Annotated in this window: 18 protein-coding genes; 12 read left to right on the top strand and 6 right to left on the bottom strand. The window is 65.1% G+C overall.

What is annotated here, in order from left to right; all coding sequences use genetic code 11:
* The first annotated feature begins 118 nt into the window (after window positions 1–118).
* From nhaD to rlmF, 5 genes are all read left to right on the top strand, one after another.
* Window positions 119–1,501 carry a sodium:proton antiporter NhaD gene (nhaD, locus tag F753_RS28745; RefSeq protein WP_023444161.1) on the top strand — a complete coding sequence of 461 codons (1,383 nt, stop codon included), beginning with the start codon at window positions 119–121 and terminating at the stop codon, window positions 1,499–1,501.
* A gap of 58 nt (window positions 1,502–1,559) precedes the next feature.
* Complete coding sequence (locus F753_RS28740) at window positions 1,560–1,856, top strand: winged helix-turn-helix domain-containing protein (RefSeq protein WP_014819444.1); 297 nt, start codon at window positions 1,560–1,562, stop codon at window positions 1,854–1,856.
* A 6-nt stretch (window positions 1,857–1,862) separates the two neighbouring features.
* Window positions 1,863–3,689, top strand: a complete 1,827-nt coding sequence (locus F753_RS28735) for an SLC13 family permease (protein ID WP_023444160.1) — start codon at window positions 1,863–1,865, stop codon at window positions 3,687–3,689.
* A gap of 110 nt (window positions 3,690–3,799) precedes the next feature.
* Entirely contained in the window at window positions 3,800–4,969 is a 1,170-nt protein-coding gene (locus F753_RS28730; RefSeq protein ID WP_023444159.1) for a YbfB/YjiJ family MFS transporter, read from the top strand.
* A gap of 70 nt (window positions 4,970–5,039) precedes the next feature.
* Window positions 5,040–6,032, top strand: coding sequence for a 23S rRNA (adenine(1618)-N(6))-methyltransferase RlmF (rlmF, locus tag F753_RS28725; RefSeq protein ID WP_023444158.1), 993 nt, complete (start codon window positions 5,040–5,042; stop codon window positions 6,030–6,032).
* 27 nt (window positions 6,033–6,059) lie between these two features.
* Here rlmF and F753_RS28720 read toward each other — a convergent pair whose 3' ends face one another.
* From F753_RS28720 to F753_RS28710, 3 genes are all read right to left on the bottom strand, one after another.
* Window positions 6,060–6,251 carry a hypothetical protein gene (locus F753_RS28720; RefSeq protein WP_003298204.1) on the bottom strand — a complete coding sequence of 64 codons (192 nt, stop codon included), beginning with the start codon at window positions 6,249–6,251 and terminating at the stop codon, window positions 6,060–6,062.
* Between the two features lie 464 nt (window positions 6,252–6,715).
* Window positions 6,716–7,927, bottom strand: a complete 1,212-nt coding sequence (locus tag F753_RS28715; RefSeq protein ID WP_014819440.1) for an MFS transporter — start codon at window positions 7,925–7,927, stop codon at window positions 6,716–6,718.
* 100 nt (window positions 7,928–8,027) lie between these two features.
* A complete protein-coding gene (locus F753_RS28710; protein WP_023444156.1) occupies window positions 8,028–8,927 on the bottom strand; it encodes a prenyltransferase in 900 nt (299 codons plus the stop codon).
* Window positions 8,928–9,090: 163 nt separating this feature from the next.
* On the opposite strand from F753_RS28710, the gene yejK reads away from it, so the two are divergent.
* The 3 genes from yejK to F753_RS28695 are packed head-to-tail and all read left to right on the top strand — an operon-like array spanning window position 9,091 to window position 11,766.
* Entirely contained in the window at window positions 9,091–10,098 is a 1,008-nt protein-coding gene (gene yejK, locus F753_RS28705) for a nucleoid-associated protein YejK (RefSeq protein WP_023444155.1), read from the top strand.
* A 7-nt stretch (window positions 10,099–10,105) separates the two neighbouring features.
* Entirely contained in the window at window positions 10,106–10,924 is an 819-nt protein-coding gene (locus F753_RS28700) for a polyphosphate kinase 2 family protein (protein ID WP_023444154.1), read from the top strand.
* The gene (locus F753_RS28695) at window positions 10,921–11,766 is read left to right on the top strand and encodes a DUF4344 domain-containing metallopeptidase (RefSeq protein ID WP_023444153.1); all 846 of its coding nucleotides are present in this window, start codon (window positions 10,921–10,923) and stop codon (window positions 11,764–11,766) included. Before F753_RS28700 ends, F753_RS28695 begins: the two co-directional genes overlap by 4 nt.
* A gap of 7 nt (window positions 11,767–11,773) precedes the next feature.
* Here the strand turns inward: F753_RS28695 and F753_RS28690 are convergent, their stop codons facing one another.
* Window positions 11,774–12,712, bottom strand: coding sequence for a glutathione S-transferase family protein (locus F753_RS28690; protein WP_023444152.1), 939 nt, complete (start codon window positions 12,710–12,712; stop codon window positions 11,774–11,776).
* A 103-nt stretch (window positions 12,713–12,815) separates the two neighbouring features.
* A complete protein-coding gene (locus tag F753_RS28685; protein ID WP_003284707.1) occupies window positions 12,816–13,091 on the bottom strand; it encodes a GIY-YIG nuclease family protein in 276 nt (91 codons plus the stop codon).
* A gap of 168 nt (window positions 13,092–13,259) precedes the next feature.
* On the opposite strand from F753_RS28685, the gene mltF reads away from it, so the two are divergent.
* Window positions 13,260–14,720 carry a membrane-bound lytic murein transglycosylase MltF gene (mltF, locus tag F753_RS28680; RefSeq protein ID WP_023444151.1) on the top strand — a complete coding sequence of 487 codons (1,461 nt, stop codon included), beginning with the start codon at window positions 13,260–13,262 and terminating at the stop codon, window positions 14,718–14,720.
* Between the two features lie 18 nt (window positions 14,721–14,738).
* Here the strand turns inward: mltF and F753_RS28675 are convergent, their stop codons facing one another.
* A complete protein-coding gene (locus tag F753_RS28675; protein WP_023444150.1) occupies window positions 14,739–17,456 on the bottom strand; it encodes an HAD-IC family P-type ATPase in 2,718 nt (905 codons plus the stop codon).
* A 206-nt stretch (window positions 17,457–17,662) separates the two neighbouring features.
* On the opposite strand from F753_RS28675, the gene F753_RS28670 reads away from it, so the two are divergent.
* From F753_RS28670 to F753_RS28660, 3 genes are all read left to right on the top strand, one after another.
* The gene (locus F753_RS28670; protein WP_023444149.1) at window positions 17,663–18,343 is read left to right on the top strand and encodes an SDR family oxidoreductase; all 681 of its coding nucleotides are present in this window, start codon (window positions 17,663–17,665) and stop codon (window positions 18,341–18,343) included.
* Window positions 18,344–18,541: 198 nt separating this feature from the next.
* Complete coding sequence (locus tag F753_RS28665) at window positions 18,542–19,897, top strand: 8-oxoguanine deaminase (protein WP_023444148.1); 1,356 nt, start codon at window positions 18,542–18,544, stop codon at window positions 19,895–19,897.
* Between the two features lie 203 nt (window positions 19,898–20,100).
* A complete protein-coding gene (locus F753_RS28660) occupies window positions 20,101–21,192 on the top strand; it encodes a BMP family ABC transporter substrate-binding protein (protein ID WP_014819430.1) in 1,092 nt (363 codons plus the stop codon).
* The last annotated feature ends 41 nt before the right edge of the window (window positions 21,193–21,233 follow it).

Raw genomic sequence — 21,233 nt, 5'->3', positions numbered from 1 at the left:
GCAGTCCACCGCCCCGATTTGTTTCACCTCGCTAGCGAATCGTTCCCCTGCCAGCCGCTGAGGCTGCGTCGACACACCCGCATGCCCCGGCAAGGTTCCTCAAGATGGAGTCCCTCCGATGTATGCACTCATGGCTGTCGTGTTCGTCATAGGCTATCTATGCATAGCCTTTGAACATCCCCTGAAGATAGACAAGGCCGCTGCCGCGATCCTAACCGCGGTTGTGACCTGGACCATTCTGGTGCTGGGCGCCGACCAGATACTTCCGCTGCTGCAACCCGGCAGCCACAACCCCGGGGACTCCTCGGCGGTGGTGGTCGAATCGCTGCGTCATCACCTGGGTGAAGTCTCGGAGATTCTCTTCTTCCTGCTCGGCGCGATGACCATCGTCGAGCTGATCGACTCCCACGAAGGTTTCAAGGTAATCACCGACCGCATCCAGACCCGCAAGCGCGTACACCTGCTGTGGATCATCGGCTTCCTCACCTTCTTCCTCTCCGCAGCACTGGACAACCTGACCACCACCATCGTCATGGTCTCCCTGCTGCGCAAGCTAATCCGCGGCCGTCCTGAGCGCTGGCTGTTCGTCGGCGTCGTGGTAATCGCCGCCAACGCCGGTGGTGCCTGGTCGCCGATCGGTGACGTGACCACCACCATGCTCTGGATCGGCAACCAGATCAGCGCTTCCGGCGTGATCACCGGCCTGTTCCTGCCAAGCCTGGTGTGCCTGCTGGTGCCGCTGATCATTCTCAGCTTCCGTCTGCGCGGCGAGGCACCACGCCCGCGTCCTCGTGCTCACCTGGCCGAGAAGCATCCGCCGACCACCACCGTATTCGAGCGCAACCTGGTACTCGGTCTTGGCCTCGCTGCCCTGCTCTTCGTCCCGGTGTTCAAGACCGTGACCCACCTGCCGCCTTACATGGGCATCCTCTTCGGCCTCGGCGTGCTCTGGGTGACCACCGAGTTCATCCACCGCAACAAGAATGCCGAAGACAAGCACCCGCTTTCGGTAGTCGGCGTTCTGCGCAAGGTGGACACCCCCAGCGTGCTGTTCTTCCTCGGCATTCTGCTGGCCGTATCCAGTCTCGCTACCGCGGGCCACCTGACCCAGGTCGCGACAGCCCTGCGCGAATCGCTCGGCCACATCTACCCGATCACCTACGCCATCGGCCTGCTTTCGGCCGTGGTCGACAACGTGCCGCTGGTGGCCGGTGCGATGAAGATGTACCCGCTGGTCAGCGAGAAGATGCTGGCTGCAACCGCGGCAGAGGAAATTAGCTGGATGTCCCAGTTCGTCGTCGATGGCAACTTCTGGGAGATGCTCGCCTTCTGCGCCGGTACCGGCGGCAGCACGCTGATCATCGGCTCGGCTGCGGGGGTCGCGGCGATGGGCATGGAGAAGATCAGCTTCACCTGGTACGTCAAGCGCGTCAGCTTGCTGGCCTTCCTCGGTTACACTGCGGGCGCCGCGACCTACATCGGCATGCTCGCCCTGCGCTAAACCGCAGCGAGCCTGGCCAGGTCGCTGCCCCCACAGACGACCTGGCCAGGGACCTTCCATGACCGTCAGCAAGACCAAAACCAGTTTCTATCGCCGACTCTACGTCGCCTGGCTGATCGACAGCGGCACCGCCTGCAGTGTCCCTGCACTGATGGCCGCGACCGGCATGCCACGGCGCACCGCCCAGGACACCCTTGCCGCGCTCGCGGAGCTGGACATCGACTGCAGCTTCGAGCAGGACGACGGCGAACGGCACAATGCCGGCCACTACGCCATCCGCGACTGGGGTGCCATCGACAAGGGCTGGATCGAGCGCAACCTGCCGCGTATCAAATCCATTCTCGAATATCCCTGATCGACCATGAGTGGCGACCTGCTGATGGTTCTCGCCCTGCTCACCGGCTGCATCGGCCTGTTCGCGCTGAACAAGCCACGCATGGACGTGGTGGCGGTACTGGCCATGGTCGCGCTGCCGCTCACTGGTGTGCTCAGCGTACAGGAGGCATTGGCCGGCTTCAGCGATCCGAGCGTGGTGCTGATCGCCACCCTGTTCGTCATCGGCGACGGCCTGGTGCGCACCGGCATCGCCTATCGCCTGGGCGACTGGCTGATGCGTACCGCCGGCAGCAGCGAGACCCGCTTGCTGATTCTGCTGATGCTGGCCGTCGCGGGGCTCGGCTCGGTGATGAGTTCGACCGGCGTGGTGGCGATCTTCATTCCCGTGGTGCTCGGCATCGCCAATCGCATGAAGGTCTCGCCACGGCGGCTGATGATGCCGCTGGCGTTCGCCGGCCTGATCAGCGGCATGCTGACGCTGGTGGCGACGCCGCCGAACCTGGTAATCAACAGCGAACTGCGCCGCGCCGGGCTCGACGGCTTCGCCTTCTTCGATTTCACCCCCATCGGCCTGGTGATTTTGTTGCTCGGCGTCGGCTATATGCTGCTGGCGCGCCGCTGGCTGGGCAGCGACAAGCGCAGCGAAGCGACAGAACATCGCCATACGCTGGCGGATCTGGCGCGGGAGTATCGACTGGAAGAACGTGAGCGGCGACTGCGGGTGATGCCGGGATCGATTCTCGCCAACCAGGCGCTGGACGAGCTGAAGCTGCGAACCCAGTACGGCATCAACGTGATCGCCGTGGAACGCCATGACCGCTTTCGCAACCTTCTGCTGATCGCGACGGGCAATACCGAACTGTTCGTCGGCGATGTGCTGCTGGTCGATCTGGCCAGCCCGGCCATCGGCCTGCTCGGCGCCTATCAGGAGCTGGGCCTCGATCCCCTGCAACTCAGCACCTCCTACTATTCGGTGCACGGTCGCGAGCTGGGGCTGGCGGAAGTGGTGCTGCCACCGGATTCGCGCCTACCGGGCAAGACCATCCAGCAACTGGGTTTTCGCAGCCGGCACAAGCTCAACGTGGTCGGTCTGCGCCGCAATCGCCAAGCCCTGCAGGGGCTGCTGGTGGATGAAAAGCTCAAGCCAGCCGATACGCTGCTGGTGGCCGGCAGCTGGAAGCACATTCACCGTCTGCAGGGCATGAGCCGCGACTTCCTCGTGCTGAGCCTGCCGGCCGAGGTGGACGATGTGGCACCCGCGGCCAACCAGGCACCGTTCGCGCTGCTCGGGCTGGCGGTGATGGTGACATTGATGGTCAGCGGGCTGGTGCCCAACGTGCTGGCGGCGCTGATTGGCTGCCTGGTCATGGGCCTGTTCCGCTGCATCGACATGGACAGCGCCTACAAGGCGATTCACTGGCAAAGCCTGGTGCTGATCGTCGGCATGTTGCCGTTCGCCCTGGCGTTGCAGAAAACCGGCGGCATCGCCCTGGCGACATCGGGGCTGGTCGGCCTGCTCGGCGACGCCGGACCGCATGCCCTGCTCGCCTGCCTGTTTCTGCTGACCGCCGTGATCGGGCTGTTCATCTCCAACACGGCGACGGCTGTGCTGATGGCACCCGTTGCGCTGTCCACCGCCGAGCAGCTGGGCGCCTCGCCCTACCCGTTCGCCATGATCGTCGCGCTGGCGGCCTCCGCCGCGTTCATGACGCCGATTTCCTCGCCGGTGAACACGCTGGTGCTCGGTCCCGGGCAATACCGCTTCGCCGACTTTGTCCGAGTTGGCGTGCCCTTTACCGCGCTGGTCATGATCGTCTCGGTGCTGCTGGTGCCGCTGCTGTTTCCGCTATGAATGCCGGCTGCCTCGGGACACCCACCGACGGGTAGCCAGCGAAAAGTGGCATGGCGGCTGAAAGGGCCAGCCGTTAAGCTCCAGCTCTCATTCTAAAAAGAACAGACTCCATGCCTCAGCGTGTCGCCCTGTTTCCGGTCCTGCTGGCCGGTGCCGTCCTGTTGTTGGTCGTCCATGGCCTTGGCCGCTTCGTCTATACCCCGCTGCTGCCCTGGCTGGTGGAGGACGGTCTGCTGACCGTGCAGGAAGGCGCCAGCATCGCCAGCTGGAACTACCTGGGCTATCTGATCGGCGCCCTGCTCGCGGTGCGCTGGCATCGCGTCGCGCAGATTCGTCGTACGCTGCCCTGGGCACTGACGCTACACGTCCTGAGCGCCCTGCTGCAGACCCAGGCGGAATCCGCTGACGCCCTCGCCGCATTGCGCTTGGCCAATGGCATCAGCAACGGTCTGGTATTCGTACAGGCGCCCTCGCTGATCCTCGAATGGCTGGCGCGACAGCAGCGCGTTTCCTCCAGCGGCCTGGTCTATCTCGGTGTCTGCGTCGGGCTGATTCTCTCCAGTTTGCTGGTGAGCCTGAGCGACGGGTACCTGCTGGGAGCCGAGCGCTGGTGGCCGGCGGCGTTGCTTTCGATACCGCTGGCCTGGTGGGGCTGGCGGCAGCTGTCGCAGCTGGACATGCCTGACGAGGAAAAGGCCCATTCTGCGGAGGAGCCACCCAGCGGCAAGCTGCTCGATCGCTCCAGCACACCGCTGTTTCTTTCCTACGCTGGCGCCGGCATGGGCTACATCCTGCCGATGACTTTCCTGCCGATGGTCGCGCGTCTGCAGGTAGAGCCCGGTGACTTCCTCATCGGTGGCAGCTGGCTGGTGGTGGCGCTGGCGACGCTGCCGGCGCCCTGGCTGTGGAATCGTCTCGGCGTGCGCATGGGTGACGACATCGCCTTGCGCCTGAGCTACCTCACCCAGTTGCTCGGCGTACTGGCCGCGCTGCTGCTGCCCGGCGCGGTCGGCATCCTGCTCTGTGCGGTACTGGTCGGCGGCACCTTTCTCGGCACGGTGCTGCTGACCCAGCGTCTGGCGCGGACACTGCATCCACATCAAGGACCGCGGCTGTCGGCGGCGCTGATCGCACTCTACGGCCTGACCCAGCTCGCCGCACCCTGGCTGACCAGCATCTGGATGGGGATGGGCGGCAGCCTGCACAGTGCCTTCTGGCTCGGCGCGGCGGCGCTGCTCTGGGGGTTGTTCTGGATGCTGATGGTGCCGCGCCGCCGTTAGCAACGAGACCTATCCGCGGGCAGCGGTTGTGGGACAATGCGCGCCCCAGCCGCCAACCTCCGCCGATCAAATGCCGCGCAAATCCCCGAGCCCAACCCCGCAGCCTGCCCGCGCTGAAGCCAAGGCGGTGCTGCATCCACGTAACCGCCACACCGGCCGCTACGACTTCCCCGCGCTGATCGCCGGCTGCCCTGAGCTCGCCGAGCATGTGATCATCAACCCCTACGGCAAGCAGAGCATCGACTTCGCCAATCCGGATGCGGTGCGGGTGTTCAATCGCGCGCTGCTCAGGCAGTTCTACGGAATCCAGCACTGGGACATTCCGCCAGGCTACCTGTGCCCGCCGGTGCCAGGGCGCGCCGATTATCTGCATGGACTGGCCGATCTGCTCGGGCAGAACGATGCCAGCGCCATTCCCCGCGGCACCGCCATTCACGCGCTGGACATCGGCACCGGTGCCAACTGCATCTACCCGCTGATCGGCCACCGGGAATACGGCTGGCGCTTCACCGGCAGTGATATCGACGCCACCGCTCTGGCCTCGGCATGCACCATCGTCTCGGCCAATGGCCTCGTCAAGGCCATCGAGCTGAGACAACAGGCGGCGCCGAAGCACATCTTCAAGGGGGTGATGTTGCCCGAGGATCGCTTCGACCTGACGCTGTGCAATCCGCCCTTCCATGCATCGCAGGCCGAAGCCAGCAGTGGCAGCCAGCGCAAGTGGCGTAACCTCGGCAAGCTCGATCCGAGCCGCAAACTACCCGCGCTCAATTTCGGCGGTCAGGCGGCGGAGCTCTGGTGCGAAGGTGGCGAAGCGGCCTTTGTCGCGCGCATGGCGGAGGAAAGCGTCGCGTTCGCCAGACAGGTCTACTGGTTCAGTACCCTGGTATCGAAGGGCGCCAACGTGGCGCCGCTGGAGGCGCGGCTGAAACGCCTCGGTGCCCGCCAGATGCACACGCTGGACATGGCTCAGGGGCAGAAGAAGAGCCGCTTCGTCGCCTGGACCTTCCTGAGTCAAACGGAGCAGGCGAGTTGGCGCGCCGAGCGCTGGGCGAAAGGGTGAAATTCAGGCAGGCGTCAACGGAAAGGTTTAGACCGCCACGTCCCAGAGCTGCTTGTTCTTCAGCGCCATGGTCTGGATATAGCGCGGTTCACCGTTGATCTCTTCCAGTTCGGTCATCCCGGCCAGCTCGCCTACCACGCGATAACGCTTGCCTACACGCTTGTCCTTCAACGGATAGAGCTTGGCGATTTGTTGGGCGAGTTCGGTAAGGGTGGACATTGCTTGTTGCTCCATTGACTGCGTGCCGCAGGTATTTACCAACTGTTGATGACGGTTATGCGACAGCCGAGCTTAGAACAGGGTTGCCAGGCTGCCACTCGATCGCAGGGGTATGCACAAAAGCCGGTAGGTTGCTGCTAAGAACCGGCGATTTGTTCTTAACTTCTTCTACGCCGCTTCGCTTTGGAGCGATGAATACCGAATTGATTCCGTCACGTTCGTCGCCGTTTTTCGAACTGGAAAGCAAGGCTATGGGATCACTATTGCGGGCATGGCAGCTTTGGCGCGACCGGATAAACCGGCCACGCGGAAAAGAAGGAATTACGAGATCGCAGGCCAGCTGAATCAGCAGGTGCCCAGCCCAATCTGCAGCAGCGCCAGGCCGCCACGCTGCCAGCCCCACCAGGCCAGCATCAGCAGACCCAGCACCAGGGCGACGCTCATACCCAGCCAGAGCGGCCGCATCAGTTGACCTGCGCCTCGCGCAGGCGCTCGACTGGCTGCTCACGAATCGGCCAGTTGAGTACCGCCGCCATCAGGCTCAGCGCGATCGCGATCTGCCAGACCAGATCGTAACTGCCGGTACGGTCGTACAGCCAGCCGCCCAGCCAGCCGCCAAAGAACGAGCCCAGCTGATGGAAAAGGAAGGCGATACCGCCGAGCATCGACAGGTTGCGCACGCCGAACATGGTCGCCACCGTACCGTTGGTGAGTGGCACCGTGGACAGCCACAGCAAGCCCATGGCGATGCCGAATGCGTACGCGCTCCAGACACTCAGCGGCGCCAGCAGGAAAACACTGATCACCACACCGCGAATCAGATACAACCCGGCCAGCAGCTTTGGCTTGGAGTAGCAGCTGCCCAGCCAGCCCGCAGTGTAGGTGCCGACGACGTTGAACAGCCCGACCAGTGCCAGCACCGTGGTACCGACCTGCGCCGGCAGATGCTTATCGACCAGATAGGCCGGCAGGTGCAGACCGATGAAGACCACCTGAAAGCCGCAGACGAAAAAGCCCAGCGCCAGCAGACGGAACCCGGAATGCCCGGCCGCTTCGCGCAGCGCCTCGCCCAGCGACTGCTGAGTTCCGGGTGCCGCCGGAGGCCGCGCGGGGCTGCGCATCATCCCCGCGAGCGGCACGATCAGCGCCACCAGCAAACCGAGCGCCATAAGCGCCGAGGACCACCCCAGCCACTCGATGAGCCCCAGGCTGCCGGGCAGCATGATGAACTGGCCGAAGGAGCCCGCAGCGCTGGCGATGCCCATCGCCATGCTGCGCTTCTCCGGCGGAACCGCCTGCCCGACTGCGCCGAGGATCACCGAGAACGAGGTGCCTGACAGCCCCAGTCCGATCAGCAGCCCGGCACTCAGCGTCAGGGTCGTCGGCGAATCGGACACCGCCATCAATGCCAGCCCAACGGCGTAGAGAATGCCGCCGATCAGCACCGCACGAGCCACGCCGAAGCGATCGGCCAGCGCGCCAGTCACCGGCTGCACCAGGCCCCAGATCAGGTTCTGTATCGCGATGGCGAAGGCGAACACCTCGCGACCCCAGCCGAACTCGGCACTCATGGGCGGCAGGAACAGACCGAAGCCGTGGCGCACACCCAGCGAAATCGCGAGGATCAGCGAGCCACCAGCGAGAATCCAGGCAGAGTTGCGCCATGCAGCGGTCATGGGGGTCATTCCTCGAAGAAAAGGCGACCAGTTTACTCAGTTAAGCCTTTCTTTCGTCACCCCATGTGTCCGATCGGGTGCCCTCCGCTCTCGCGGAACGCTAAAGCGCCAGCAACCCTACGGCCATCAACAACGGCGTCGCCACGCTGACCGCAGCGTTCAGCCCCAATGCCGGCAGCAGGCGCTGCGCCTGCAGCGGTTCGCGACGCAGCAACCATGCCGCTCGCAGGGCCAACGGCAAGGTCAACAAGCCGAGTGCGCCACCGGCCAGACCTGGCTGCGCCAGCACAGCCAGGAGTACTCCGTAGGCCAGCAGCCATTGCGCAAGCGCCACGCGCACGGCGTTGGCGCAGCCGATATGCATCGGCAGGGTTCGCCGGCCGACAGCGCGGTCAGCATCAATGTCCGGAAACTGGCCGAGCAAAAGCAGGTTGTTGCATAGCAGCAGAGGGGGCAGGATCAACCACAGATCGCCGAGATCCGGCGCGCCGCCGAGAACGATGCGCGTACCCAGCACCATCAGCGCGAAGCCCAAGCCCGGCGCGAACAGGCACAGCCAGGGGTGGCGGGTCAGCCAAGGCGTGTAAAGCAGCACCAGCAACAGTCCCGCCAGACCGATCGGCGCCAGACTGAGCAACAGCGGCGGCTGGCGCAGCAGGAACAACACGCCGATCAGCGCGCAGGTCAGCAGGCTGCCGAGACCGAGCAGCAATGTGCGACCCAGCAGATGCGGATGGGTCACCAAGGTACCGCTGCCACCGCTGAATGCCGTGCGGCGGGTCTGCAGGTCCAGCCCACTGCGGTAATCACCCCATTCGTTGAGCGCATTGACTGCCACATGGGCGGCCAGGGCGCCGAGCATCACCAGCAGTGCATCACTGTAGGACATCGCTTCCGCGCTCCCGCGCGCTGCCAAGGCCAGCCCGAGCGCCACGCAGCTCAGCGTCAGCAGCAGGAAACGACCGCGCGCCACACCCAGCCAGTCCAAGGTTCCGCTCATCTACGCCTCCCGCTATCGTCTGGTGTACAGCAGGCTAACCCCAACGCCGCGAGACGTCCTTGACACAGATCGACTCTGCCAGACCGCAGCTTCGGCTGCAGGCACGCACTACCCGCTCTCGGGTAAACTGCCCAACCTGTTGCATTCCAGCCGTGAGACCACCATGCCCATCCGCCACTGCATCGTCCATCTGATCGAGAAAAAGCCGGACGGCACCCCCGCCGTGCTCCACGCCCGTGACTCGGAGCTGGGCAACTCCCAGGCTATCGAGAACCTGCTGGCCGATCTCAATGAGAGCTACAACGCCAAGCAGGGCAAGGCCTGGGGCTTCTTTCACGAGGAGTCCGGCGCCTATCCGTTCAGCGGCTGGCTCGCGCAGTACATGGAAGGCAATCAGGACTTCACCGCATTCAGCCGCCAGGCAGTCGAGCATCTGCAGAAGCTGATGGAGGAATCCAATCTGTCCACCGGCGGCCACGTGCTGTTCGCTCATTACCAGCAGGGCATAACCGATTACCTGGCCATCGCCCTGTTGCACCACAGCAACGGCGTCACCGTTACCGACTCGCTGGACGTGACCGAAGCCCGGCACCTCGACCTCGGACAGCTGCACCTGGCGACGCGGATCAACATCTCCGAGTGGCAGAACAACAAGCAGTCCAAGCAGTACATCTCCTTCATCAAGGGCAAGAACGGCAAGAAGGTGTCCGAGTACTTCCGCGACTTCATCGGCTGCCAGGAGGGCGTCGACGGCCCGGGCGAGACCCGCACGCTGCTCAAGGCCTTCAGCGACTACGTCGAAAGCGAAGACCTGCCCGAGGAAAAAGCACGGGAGAAGACCAGCGCGCTGGTCGGCTACGCCAGTAGCCAGGCGAAGATCGGCGAACCCATGTCGCTCGAAGAGCTGTCCGGGGTGATCGACGAGGAACGTCCGCGCGCCTTCTACGAGCACATCCGCAACAAGGATTACGGGCTGTCGCCGGAAATTCCCGCCGACAAACGCACGCTAAACCAGTTTCAGCGCTTCACCGGGCGCGCCGAAGGGCTGTCGATCAGCTTCGAGTCGCATCTGCTGGGCTCGAAGGTCGAGTACGACGAGGCGCGCGACATGCTGATCATCCGCCAGCTGCCGACCCAACTGAAAGACCAGCTCAAGCGGCGCAAGGACTGACCGCGCCATGCGCCTGGCGGACGCCATTCTCGATGACTGCCTGTGCGACCCCGCGGCGCCGCTGGCGCGCGATCCGGCACGCTGCTACGGCCTGGACAAAGCACAGGCTCAAGCGCAGCTGGCAAGCCTGAAGGAATGGCTGCGGGTACAGCAGACCATGCTCTGGGCCAACCGCCGCGACGCCCTGCTGCTCGTGCTGCAGGGGCCGGACTGCTCCGGCAAGAACGGCGTGATCCGCCGCGTGCTGGGTGGCCTGGACCCGCTGGGGCTGTCGCCGCACAGCTTTCAGGCGCCCAGCGAGAACGAACGCCGCCACGACTTCCTCTGGCGCTACCGGGAGCGGCTGCCGGCGCCCGGCATGCTCGGCGTATTCAATCGCAGCTACTACGAAGCGCTGGTCAGCGATCTGCGCGACGGCCTGTGCTCGCCTACCGATATTCCGCAGCGCGAGGCCGCAATCCTGGCTTTCGAGCGCGAGCTGCCGGCCGCCAGTATCCAGCCACTCAAGTGTTACCTGCAGCTGTCTGCCGGCGAGCAGAAGCAGCGCTTGCATCGGCGCCTGGAGCAGCCGGAAAAGCGCTGGAAGCTGACCCTCGGCGATCTGCAGGACCACCGCAACTTCGCCCAGCAGCAGGCGCAATGGGCTGCCGTGCTGAGCAAAAGCCACAGCCGCGAAGCACCCTGGTACGTGATACCGGCCGACCACCGCTGGTTGCGCGACCTGCTCATCGCCAGCCTGCTCGCCCGCGCGTTCGAGCGCCTGGCACTGGACTGGCCGGTGCGGCCGGCGCCATTCACCCATGCCGATCTGGACAGCACGCCATGAAGCGCTTCGCTCTGTTGCAGCTGCTGCTTCTGCCGCTGCTGGCGCAGGCGCAGCAAGGCGAAACAGCACCGGAACTGTCGGTGGACGAAGTCCGCTTCACGGTCGCCAACTCCGAATTCACCCTGATGCACGAGATGGGGCACCTGCTCATCAGCGAACTGCAGCTGCCGGTACTGGGCCGCGAGGAAGACGCCGCCGACCAGCTCGGCTTCATGGGTCTGTTCCTGTTGCAGCGGGAACAGCACCGCGACGACTTCTACGCCAAGCTGATGGATGTCGCCGATTACTGGCGCCTGGAATGGCAGCACGCGGAACGCGACGGCTCCCCGGTGCCGGTCTGGGACAGCCATGCACTGGACGCCCAGCGCTTCTACAACATCGCCTGCCTGGCCTACGGCAGCGACCCGGATCGGCTCGACTGGGTGCTGGAAGTCAGCGGCCTGCCGGTGGAGCGCGCGCTGTACTGTCCCGAGGAATACGAACAGGCGGCCCACGCAGTGCAGTGGTTTCGCGAGCACTTCGGCCGCAGCGACGAGCGACCGGCGCGGCACCGCATTCAGGTGATCTACGACACACCCCCCGGACATCTGCCGGGTGGTGCCGAACTGCTGGAAAAGATTCGCGCCAGCGGCGAGCTGGAAGCGGTCGCGGCGAAGGCCAGCGATGCCTTCGAGCTGCCCCGCGACCTGACCCTGCGCATGTCCACCTGCGGCGCGCCGGACGCCTGGTTCAACCGCATCAGCGGTGAGCTTACGCTGTGCTACGAGCGCATCGCCTACTTCCGCACGCTCGCCCGCGAGCTGCCGAAGCTGCGCGCCGGCGAATCACCGACGCCGCACTGAGGCGTCTTCAGCGCGCCTCGATGCGATAGCCAACACGCGGGAAGTGCACGTGCACGACCCCAGTGCGGTCATCGCTGCGGCGCAGGATCAGCTCTTCGCTACCGGCGAAGACCAACTCACCCTCGACCGGATCGGCGCCGTAATCCACTGCGGCGATGGCCACATTCTGCCCTTCCTGAAAACCATTCGGCTCGCTGAATGCTTCGTCCGGCAGCGGCGCAGGCTCGGCCTCCAGCGCCATGCGCAGCGCATCGTCGGCGGATAGCTCGCTGCTGGAGCCATGGCCCACGCCGAGTACCTTGCCAAGCCAGGCCGCCACCTCCGGGTAGCCATCCACCAGCGGCGCGGTGACCGGCGTTGCACGCAGGAACCACAGGCAATGCGCGACGGCGAAGTCGGCAATCGACGGCGCCGCACCAAACAGGAACTCGCCCTCCTCCCGCGCCAGCTGCTGCTGCAGGCGCGTCATGAAGGTTGGCCAATCACTCTTCGCCTGCTCCAGCGGAACGCGACTGACCGAGCCGTTGGAGAACAGCTGCGCACGGTCCTTGCTGAAGATCTGGACGAACTCCTTGGGCACCTGGGCGAAGCGGACGGCCATGGATTCGGGCTGGAACACCAGGCTCACGGCGTTCAGGAACAGCACCGAATCGGCCCACTGGGCAAGCGTCGCGGCGGTGAACTCCTGGCCTTCCGGGAACAGCGCCGGGGTGGTCTTTTCGGCCTCGAGCCGACGCGCGATCAGGGCGGTGTCGCAATAGATGTCGGCGCCGACCTGCAACACCGGCGTGCGTCGATAACCGCCGGTGAGCGCGGTCAGGTCGGGCTTGGGCATGACCGGAGGGATCATTACCGAGCGCCAGGACAGCTGCTTGAACCCCAGCATCAGGCGCGCCTTTTCGGCAAAGGGCGAGGTGGGATAGTGGTGCAGGATCAGCTCGTGCATGACAGGCTCCGCCAGAGGTCTCGAGATGGGGCGTCGCCCCGTTGGAAGAGCATCAGCTTAGACGCTCCGCTCCACCGAGCCTACCGGCTGATTGGTGCGTCATTCACGCAACGGGGCTGGCCAGGCTCACCAGGCGTTCCTTGGCACGCTTGTCCAGTCGCTTGATGGCGATCTCGCGACGCAACGCATCGCCCTTGCTGGCGCAAGTCTCGACATAGACCAGCGCCTGCGCCGGACTGGAGTGAAAGAAACGCGCCCCGCGCCCGCGCTGGTGCTCGGCGAAACGACGCTGCGCATCGTCGCTGATACCGCAGTACAGCGCACCGTTGGCGGCGCGCACCAGATAGACGAACCAGGGCTTGGGCTGAACCTCGGTCATGTTTCGCAAAACTCTCGGAGTCGGTGGCGGCACGGGCCGGCATTATGCCGAACTTGCGCGCCACGGTCGTTTGGCAGCATTACCCTGCCGTAGGAAGGTGCTCGCTTAGCAGAGAGCCCGACCGCTGTCCAGATATGGTGGCGGTTCGCCTTTGCGTATACTGCGCCGATGTTTGCCCAAACCGTGTTCCGCAAGCGCTGCGCCATCTGGCTGTTGGCGACCGGACTCTTCCTGATGCTCAGCAGCTGCGCCGAGAAGCCCAGCGAGCTTGAGCGTATACAGGAGGAAGGCGTACTGCGCGTGATCACCCGCAACAGCCCTTCCACTTATTTCCAGGACCGCAACGGCGAAGCCGGCTTCGAGTACGAGCTGGCCAAGCGCTTCGCCAGCAATCTCGGCGTCGAGCTGCAGATCGAAACCGCCGACAACATCGAAGACATTTTCAACCGTCTCAACCGGCCCGGCGGCCCGGCGCTCGCCGCCGCCGGCCTGGTCGCCAGCGAAGGCCGACGGGAACTGGCACGCTTCACCCGCTCCTATCTGGACGTCACCACCCAGGTCGTCTACCGCAGCGGCCAGCGCCGTCCGACCAGCCCCAAGGACCTGATCGGCAAGCGCATCCTCGTGCTCAAAGGCAGTAGCCAGGCTGAGAAGCTCGCCACGCTGCAGGCCGAATATCCCGACCTGCGCTACGAAGAATCCGACGCCGTGGAAGTGGTCGACCTGCTACGCATGGTCGACGAGGGGCAGATCGACCTGACCCTGGTGGAATCCAACGAGATGTCCATGAACCAGGTGTACTTCACCAACATCCGCGCCGGCTTCGATGTTGGCGAGCAGAACAGCCTGGCCTGGGTCGTGGCCAAGGGCGAGGACGACAGCCTGCTCGAGGCCGCCAACTCCTTCCTCGAGCAGGCCCAGCAGAACGGCACGCTGCAGCGCCTGCGCGAACGCTACTACGGTCATGTGGACGTGCTCGGCTACGTCGGCGCCTACGCCTTCGCCAAGCATCTGCAGCAGCGTCTGCCGCGTTACGAGAAAGCCTTCCGCGAGACCGCCAGGAAACATGGCATCGATTGGCGCCTGCTGGCCGCGATCGGTTATCAGGAGTCCCACTGGCAGCCCGAGGCCACCTCCAAGACCGGCGTGCGCGGGCTGATGATGCTGACGTTGCGCACCGCCAACGCCATGGGTGTGACCAACCGCCTGGACCCGGTGCAGAGCATCCAGGGCGGCGGCAAATACCTGGTCAAGGTGCACGCCAGCCTGCCCGAAAGCGTGCAGGAACCCGATCGCACCTGGTTCGCCCTCGCTGCTTACAACGTCGGCGGAGGGCATCTCGAAGACGCCCGCAAACTCGCCGAAGCCGAGGGGCTGGACCCCAACAAGTGGCTGGACGTGAAGCAGATGCTGCCGCGCCTGGCGCAGAAGCAGTGGTACAGCAAGACCCGCTACGGCTATGCCCGCGGCGGCGAGCCGGTGCACTTCGTGGCCAACATCCGCCGCTACTACGACATCCTCACCTGGGTGACCCAGCCGCAGATGGAAGGCCAGCAGCTGGCCAAGAGCGAGCTGCATATCCCCGGCGTTCACACGACCGACCTGATGGAAGAGCTGCCGCCGCTCTGACCTTTGCGCAAGCCCGGCTCACGCCGGGCCGACGCCCATCCGACGCAACAGCGCCTTCTCGATTTCCAGAATCACCAGCACGGCCACCCCGGCCAGCACCACCAGCACACCGGTCGCCAGCGGCAACGCCTCGGACGCGAACAGCGACTGCATGAACGGCGCGTAGGTGAACATCAGCTGCAGGGCAAACACACCGAACACCGCCACCAGCACCCGCGGCGTACCCTTGACGCCCTGCACGGTGAAGGAAGGCGCCTTCAGATAACGCACGCTGAACAGATAGAACACCTCCATGCACACCAGCGTGTTGACTGCGACGGTGCGCGCCGCCTCGATCGTCGCGCCCTGCGTCAGCATCCACTGGTACATGCCGAAGATGCCGGCGAGAAACAGCGCGGAAACGAAGAAGATCCGCCAGATGACGAAGCGCGACAGCATCGGCTCGTCCGGCCGCCGCGGCGGCCTCTGCATTACATCCGCCTCGGTCGGTTCGAACGCCAGTACCATGGCCAACGCCACCGAGCTGACCATGTTGACCCACAACACCTGCACCGGCGTGATCGGCAGCGCGATACCGAGCAGCACCGCCAGCAGCAGCGACAGCGACTCGCCGCCGTTGATCGGCAGCAGGAAGGTCACAGTCTTGCGCAGGTTGTCGTAGACGGTGCGCCCCTCTTCCACCGCATGGGCGATGGAAGCGAAGTTGTCGTCCGCCAGCACGATGGCGCCGGCCTGCTTGGCCGCCTCGGTGCCCTTCATGCCCATCGCCACGCCGACATCGGCCTGCTTCAGCGCTGGCGCATCGTTGACGCCATCGCCGGTCATGGCGACCACCTCGCCATTGGCCTGCAGCGCACGCACCAGGCGCAGCTTGTGTTCCGGGCTGGCGCGGGCGAACACCCGGGCCTCGGCGACGGACTGGCGCATGGCCGCTTCATCCATCAGCTCCAGCTCCGGCCCGGTGATCGCCTTGATGTCATCCCCCATGCCCAGCTGCCTGGCAATGGCACTGGCAGTGACGCCGTGGTCGCCGGTGATCATCACCACGCGAATGCCAGCTGCACGGCACTGCGCCACCGCACGGATCGCCTCGTCACGCGGCGGATCGATAATGCCGACCAGCCCGAGCAGGGTCAGCTCGCTGGCAACGTCGGCATGCTCGATCGCCTCCTTGCCGGCCGGCAGCCTGCGCCGCGCCAGCGCCAGCACGCGACGACCGGCCCGCGCCTGCGCCTCGACCTGTTCATGCCAGTGCGACTGATCCAGCAGCCGCTCCTGGCCGTCGGCCTCGAGCTGCCGCGCGCACATGGCCAGGACCCGTTCCGGCGCGCCCTTGACCAGCACTTCGCTGCCGCCTTCGCAGGCGTGCAGGGTCGCCATGAAGCGGTGTTCCGACTCGAAGGGGATCACGTCCAGCCGCGGACGGTCGACGTGGAGGTTGGCCGGCGACAGTCCCGCCTTCATCGCCAGGGTCAGCAACGCGCCCTCGGTGGGGTCGCCGGCAAGGGTCCACAGTCCGTCCTTCTCGTGCAGGCTGGCGTCGTTGCACAGCGCCGCGGCTTCGGCAAGCGCGCTGGCTGCCGGCGTGCGCGCTGCCAGCGCCACCGGTTCGACTGCCACGCCCTCGAACAGCAACGCACCTTGCGGTGCATAGCCCGCGCCTTCGACCTCCAGTGCCTGCCCGGCGCAGATCACTTCCTGCACCGTCATCTCGTTGCGCGTCAGGGTGCCGGTCTTGTCCGAGCAGATCACCGTCACCGAGCCCAGCGTCTCCACCGCCGGCAGGCGCCGGATCACCGCATTGCGACTGGCCATACGCTGCACGCCGATGGCCAGGGTGATGGTCATGATCGCCGGCAGCCCCTCGGGGATCGCCGCGACCGAAAGCCCCACCGCCGCCATGAACATCTCGCCGGCGCCCATGCCCCGCACCAGCGTGCCGAACAGGAACAGCAGAACGCCCGCGGCCAGGATCACGGCCGTCAGCGCCCGGCCAACATCGGACATCTTGCGCAGCAGCGGCGTGGTGCCCTGTTCGACGGATTCCAGCATCGTCCCGATACGCCCGATCTCGGTCGCCGCGCCCGTGGCGACCACCACCGCACGCGCCTGGCCCTGGGTCACCAGCGTGCCGGCATAGCCCATGCAAAGCCGATCACCGATGGAAGCATCGGCGGCCACGGCCTCGACCTGCTTGTCGACTGGCACCGATTCGCCGGTCAACGCCGCCTCGTCGATACGCAAGTTGCGCGCCTGCAGCAGTCGCACGTCCGCCGGCAGGCTGTCGCCGGAAGCCAGCAGTACCACATCCCCGGGCACCAGCTCGGCGGCATCGAGGTCCTGCTGGCGGCCATCGCGCAACACCACCGCGTGCGGCGCCAGCAGATGCCGAATCGCCTGCAGCGCTTTTTCCGCCTTGCCCTCCTGAACGAAGCCGATCACCACGTTGACCACCACCACCGCCAGGATCACGAAGGTGTCGACCAGATGCCCCATCAGGCCGGTTACCAGCGCCGCGGCGATCAGCACATAAAGCAGAAGATTGTTGAGATGACGCAGCAGGCGCTGCCAGACACTCGCCGGCTTGGCCTCATCGAGCCGATTGGGACCGTATTGCAGCAGGCGCTGCCGGGCCTGTTCGTGGCTGAGGCCGGCGCTCGAGGACTCCAGTTCGAGCAACGCCTCATCGCTCTGCCGAGCATGCCAGCGGTTCGACTGTGTTTGCGGGTCGGGCATTGGATCCCCCTGATCTTGATTCGATGATGCCGGAAGCACCGGCAACGCTGGCCCATCAGAGCCGAAACAGCGCCCCTATGACCACCGCCGCGAAACCGCTTGCAACACTCGCACGACGACCAGATGTCGCACCCCAGCATTGCTGCACGCGCGCGTCGCAGCCGCGCTATTCTTGCCGGTCAGTCATGACCTACCGAGGACGCAGCATGCAAAAAACAGCACTCATCATCGGCGCTTCCCGCGGTCTGGGTCTCGGCCTGGCGAAACAGTTCTGCACCGCAGGCTGGCAGGTGATCGCCACGGTGCGCAACCCGCAGCACGCCGAAGCCCTCAGCCAGATACCGCAGGTGCGCGTCGAAACGCTGGATATGGACGATGCAGGCAGCGTAGACCAGCTGGCCGCCCGCCTGGCCGGTACCAGACTCGACGTGCTATTCGTCAACGCCGGCGTCGCCGGCCCGCAGCACAAACCGGCCACGCAAGCCAATCAAACGGAAGTCGGCCAGCTGTTCTTCACCAATGCCGTCGCACCGGTGCGCCTGGCCGAGCGGTTGCTGCCGCTGGTCGATCCTACGCTGGGCGTGATCGTCTTTATGAGTTCCATCCTCGGCAGCGTCGAAACCGGTCCGGGCATGGGCATGGACCTGTACGGCGCGAGCAAGGCCGCGCTGAATCACATGACCCGTACCTTCGTCGCCGGACTGGGCGAGACCCGGCTGACCGTGTTGTCGATGCATCCCGGCTGGGTCAAGACCGACATGGGCGGCGACCAGGCGCCACTGGATGTCGAGACCAGCACGCGCGGTATGCTCGAGCAGGTTACCCAGGCCATTGGACAGGGTGGGCATCGGTATCTGGATTACCAGGGCAATCCGCTTCCCTGGTGATGACGGCCACAAGGGTTATCTCGGGAGTCGGATTGGCCACTCCCACTACCCAACCCTTGGCAGCCCTGTGACAAACCCACCCCAAACCCTTTATCTTCCTCCCCCGGCGAGGCATCCACCGCTCCGCCTCCTGGATCAGCAGACAGGGCATAACTGAGCTGGCTACTCTGAACTCAACCATTCAGGAGAAAGCCGGCCATGGCTGCTCATCGAATCTGGATCAAGAATCCCCTCGCCCTCTTCACTGCCAACGGCCAGAAAGCCCCAGGCGGACTGGTGATCGAAGACGGTGTCATCACCGAACTACTAACCGCCGGCGCCACGCCCGCGCTGCCGGTGGATGAGACCTTCGACGCCCGTGAACACGTGGTATTGCCGGGGCTGATCAACACCCACCACCACTTCTACCAGACCCTCACCCGCGCCTGGGGGCCGGTGGTCAACGAGCCGCTGTTCGACTGGCTGCTGACCCTCTACCCGGTCTGGGCGCGGCTCACGCCGCAGGCGCTACAGCTGGCGAGCAAGGTGGCGCTGGCCGAACTGCTGCTGTCTGGTTGCACCACGGCGGCGGATCACCACTACCTGTTTCCGGGCGGGCTCGAGGATGCCATCGACATTCAGGTCGAGGCCGTCCGCGAGCTGGGCATGCGCGCCATGCTCACCCGCGGCTCGATGAACCTGTCCAAGGAAAACGGCGGCCTGCCCTGCAAGAGCGTGGTGCAGGACGCCGAGACGATTCTTGCCGACAGCGAGCGGCTGATCGATCGCTACCACGAGCGCGGCGACGGCGCGCAGATCCAGATCGCCCTGGCGCCCTGCTCGCCCTTCTCGGTCACCACCGACATCATGCGTGCCTGCGCCGAGATGGCCGAAGCGCGCGACGTACGTCTGCATACCCATCTGGCCGAAACGCTCGACGAGCAGGAGTTCTGCGCGAAGCGCTTCGGCATGCGCACCGTGGATTACCTGCAGAGCGTCGGCTGGCTCGGCCCGCGGACCTGGCTGGCGCACGGCATTCACTTCAATCAGGTGGAGATCCACCGCCTGGGCGCGGCCGGGGTCGGCATCTGCCATTGTCCGAGTTCCAACATGCGCCTGGCCTCCGGTATCTGCCACACGCTGGAGCTTGAAGACAAGGGCGCCACCATTGGCCTGGGCGTCGACGGCTCAGCTTCCAACGATGCCTCCAACATGATGCTCGAGGCGCGCCAGGCGCTGTTCATCCAGCGCCTGCGCTACGGCGCCGAGAAGATCACGCCAGAGAAGGTCCTCGGCTGGGCGACCCGCAGCTCCGCACGCCTGCTCGGGCGCAGCGACATCGGCGAACTGGCGGTTGGCAAGCAGGCTGACCTCGCAATGTTCAAGCTCGACGAACTGCGCTTCTCCGGCAGCCACGATCCCGTCGCCGCGCTGCTGCTGTGCGCCGCCGACCGCGCCGACCGGGTGATGGTCGCCGGCAAGTGGCGTGTCATCGACGGCCAGGTCGAAGGCCTCGACGTTCAGGGGCTGATCGCCGATCACCAGCAGGCGGCTCGGCAGCTGGTAAACGGCTAATCGGCAATGATCGAGGCTTGCACCAAAGCTGGGCGCCGTGGATTACTGGCGCACCAGCGCAAGCCTCGACCAGGCATCAGCGTCGAGTCGAAGCGCCCGCAATCCGGCACAACGAAGGTATCTGTCCAGTTGGTCAGCTTTTTGCTAACCAGCTATCAGCCAACATAGGCTCTGTAGCTAGACAAACAGGAGCGTCACCCGCCATGCAGAACAACACTCGGAAAACCCTGCTGCGTGCACTCGCCGCAGCGATCGGCTTCAGCGCCGCACTGACGACCGCCGCGGCGTCGGCCGCCGATCCGTTGAAGGTCGGCTTCGTCTACATCGGCCCGATCGGCGACCACGGCTGGACCTACCAGCACGAGCAGGGCCGCAAGTACATGGAAGAAAAACTGGGCGACAAGGTGAAGACCAGCTTCGTCGAGAACGTGCCGGAAGGCGCCGATGCCGAGCGGGTCATCCGCAACATGGCCAAGAGCGACTACGACCTGATCTTCACCACCTCCTTCGGCTACATGAACCCCACGCTGAAAGTCGCCAAGCAGTTCCCCAAGGTCACCTTCGAGCACGCCACCGGTTACAAGCAGGCGAAGAACGTCGGTACCTACCTGACCCGTTCCTATGAGGGCCGCTATGTAGGCGGCTTCCTCGCGGCGAAGATGACCAAGACCAAGAAGGTCGGCTACATCGCCTCCTTCCCGATTCCGGAAGTGATCCGCGACATCAACTCCATCCAGCTGGCGCTGGACAAGTACAACCCCGGCACCGAGATCAAGGTGGTGTGGGTCAACACCTGGTTCGATCCGGGCAAGGAAGCCGATGCCGCCAACGCGCTGATCGACCAGGGCGTCGACGTGATCTTCCAGCACACCGACAGCCCGGCGCCGATCCAGGCCGCCGAGCGTCGTGGCGTCTACTCGGTCGGTTACGCCTCGGACATGCAGCACTTCGGGCCCAAGGCCGTGCTGACCTCCATCGTCAACGACTGGGGCCCGCACTACACCAAGTCCGCCGAAGCGGTGATGGCCGGCACCTGGAAATCCGAAGACTTCTGGGGTGGTCTGGCCCAGGACAGCATCAGCCTGCCGATCAGCGATCTGGTGCCGGCCGATGTGAAGACCGAAGCCGAAGCGATCATCGCCAGCATCAAGAGCGGTGAATTCCACCCGTTCACCGGCCCGATCAAGGACCAGGCCGGCGAAGTGCGCATCGCCGAGGGCGAGACCGCCAGCATCAAGGACCTCGCCTCGATGAATTACTACGTCGAAGGCGTCAAGGCTGAAATGCCGAAGTAAGCGTTACCCGCGCCGGCCCCGCCCGGCGCACTGCGGAATCT

The sequence above is a fragment of the Stutzerimonas chloritidismutans AW-1 genome (assembly GCF_000495915.1).
Classification (GTDB): Bacteria; Pseudomonadota; Gammaproteobacteria; order Pseudomonadales; family Pseudomonadaceae; genus Stutzerimonas; species Stutzerimonas chloritidismutans.
This window is presented reverse-complemented; position numbering and strand designations above follow the sequence as displayed.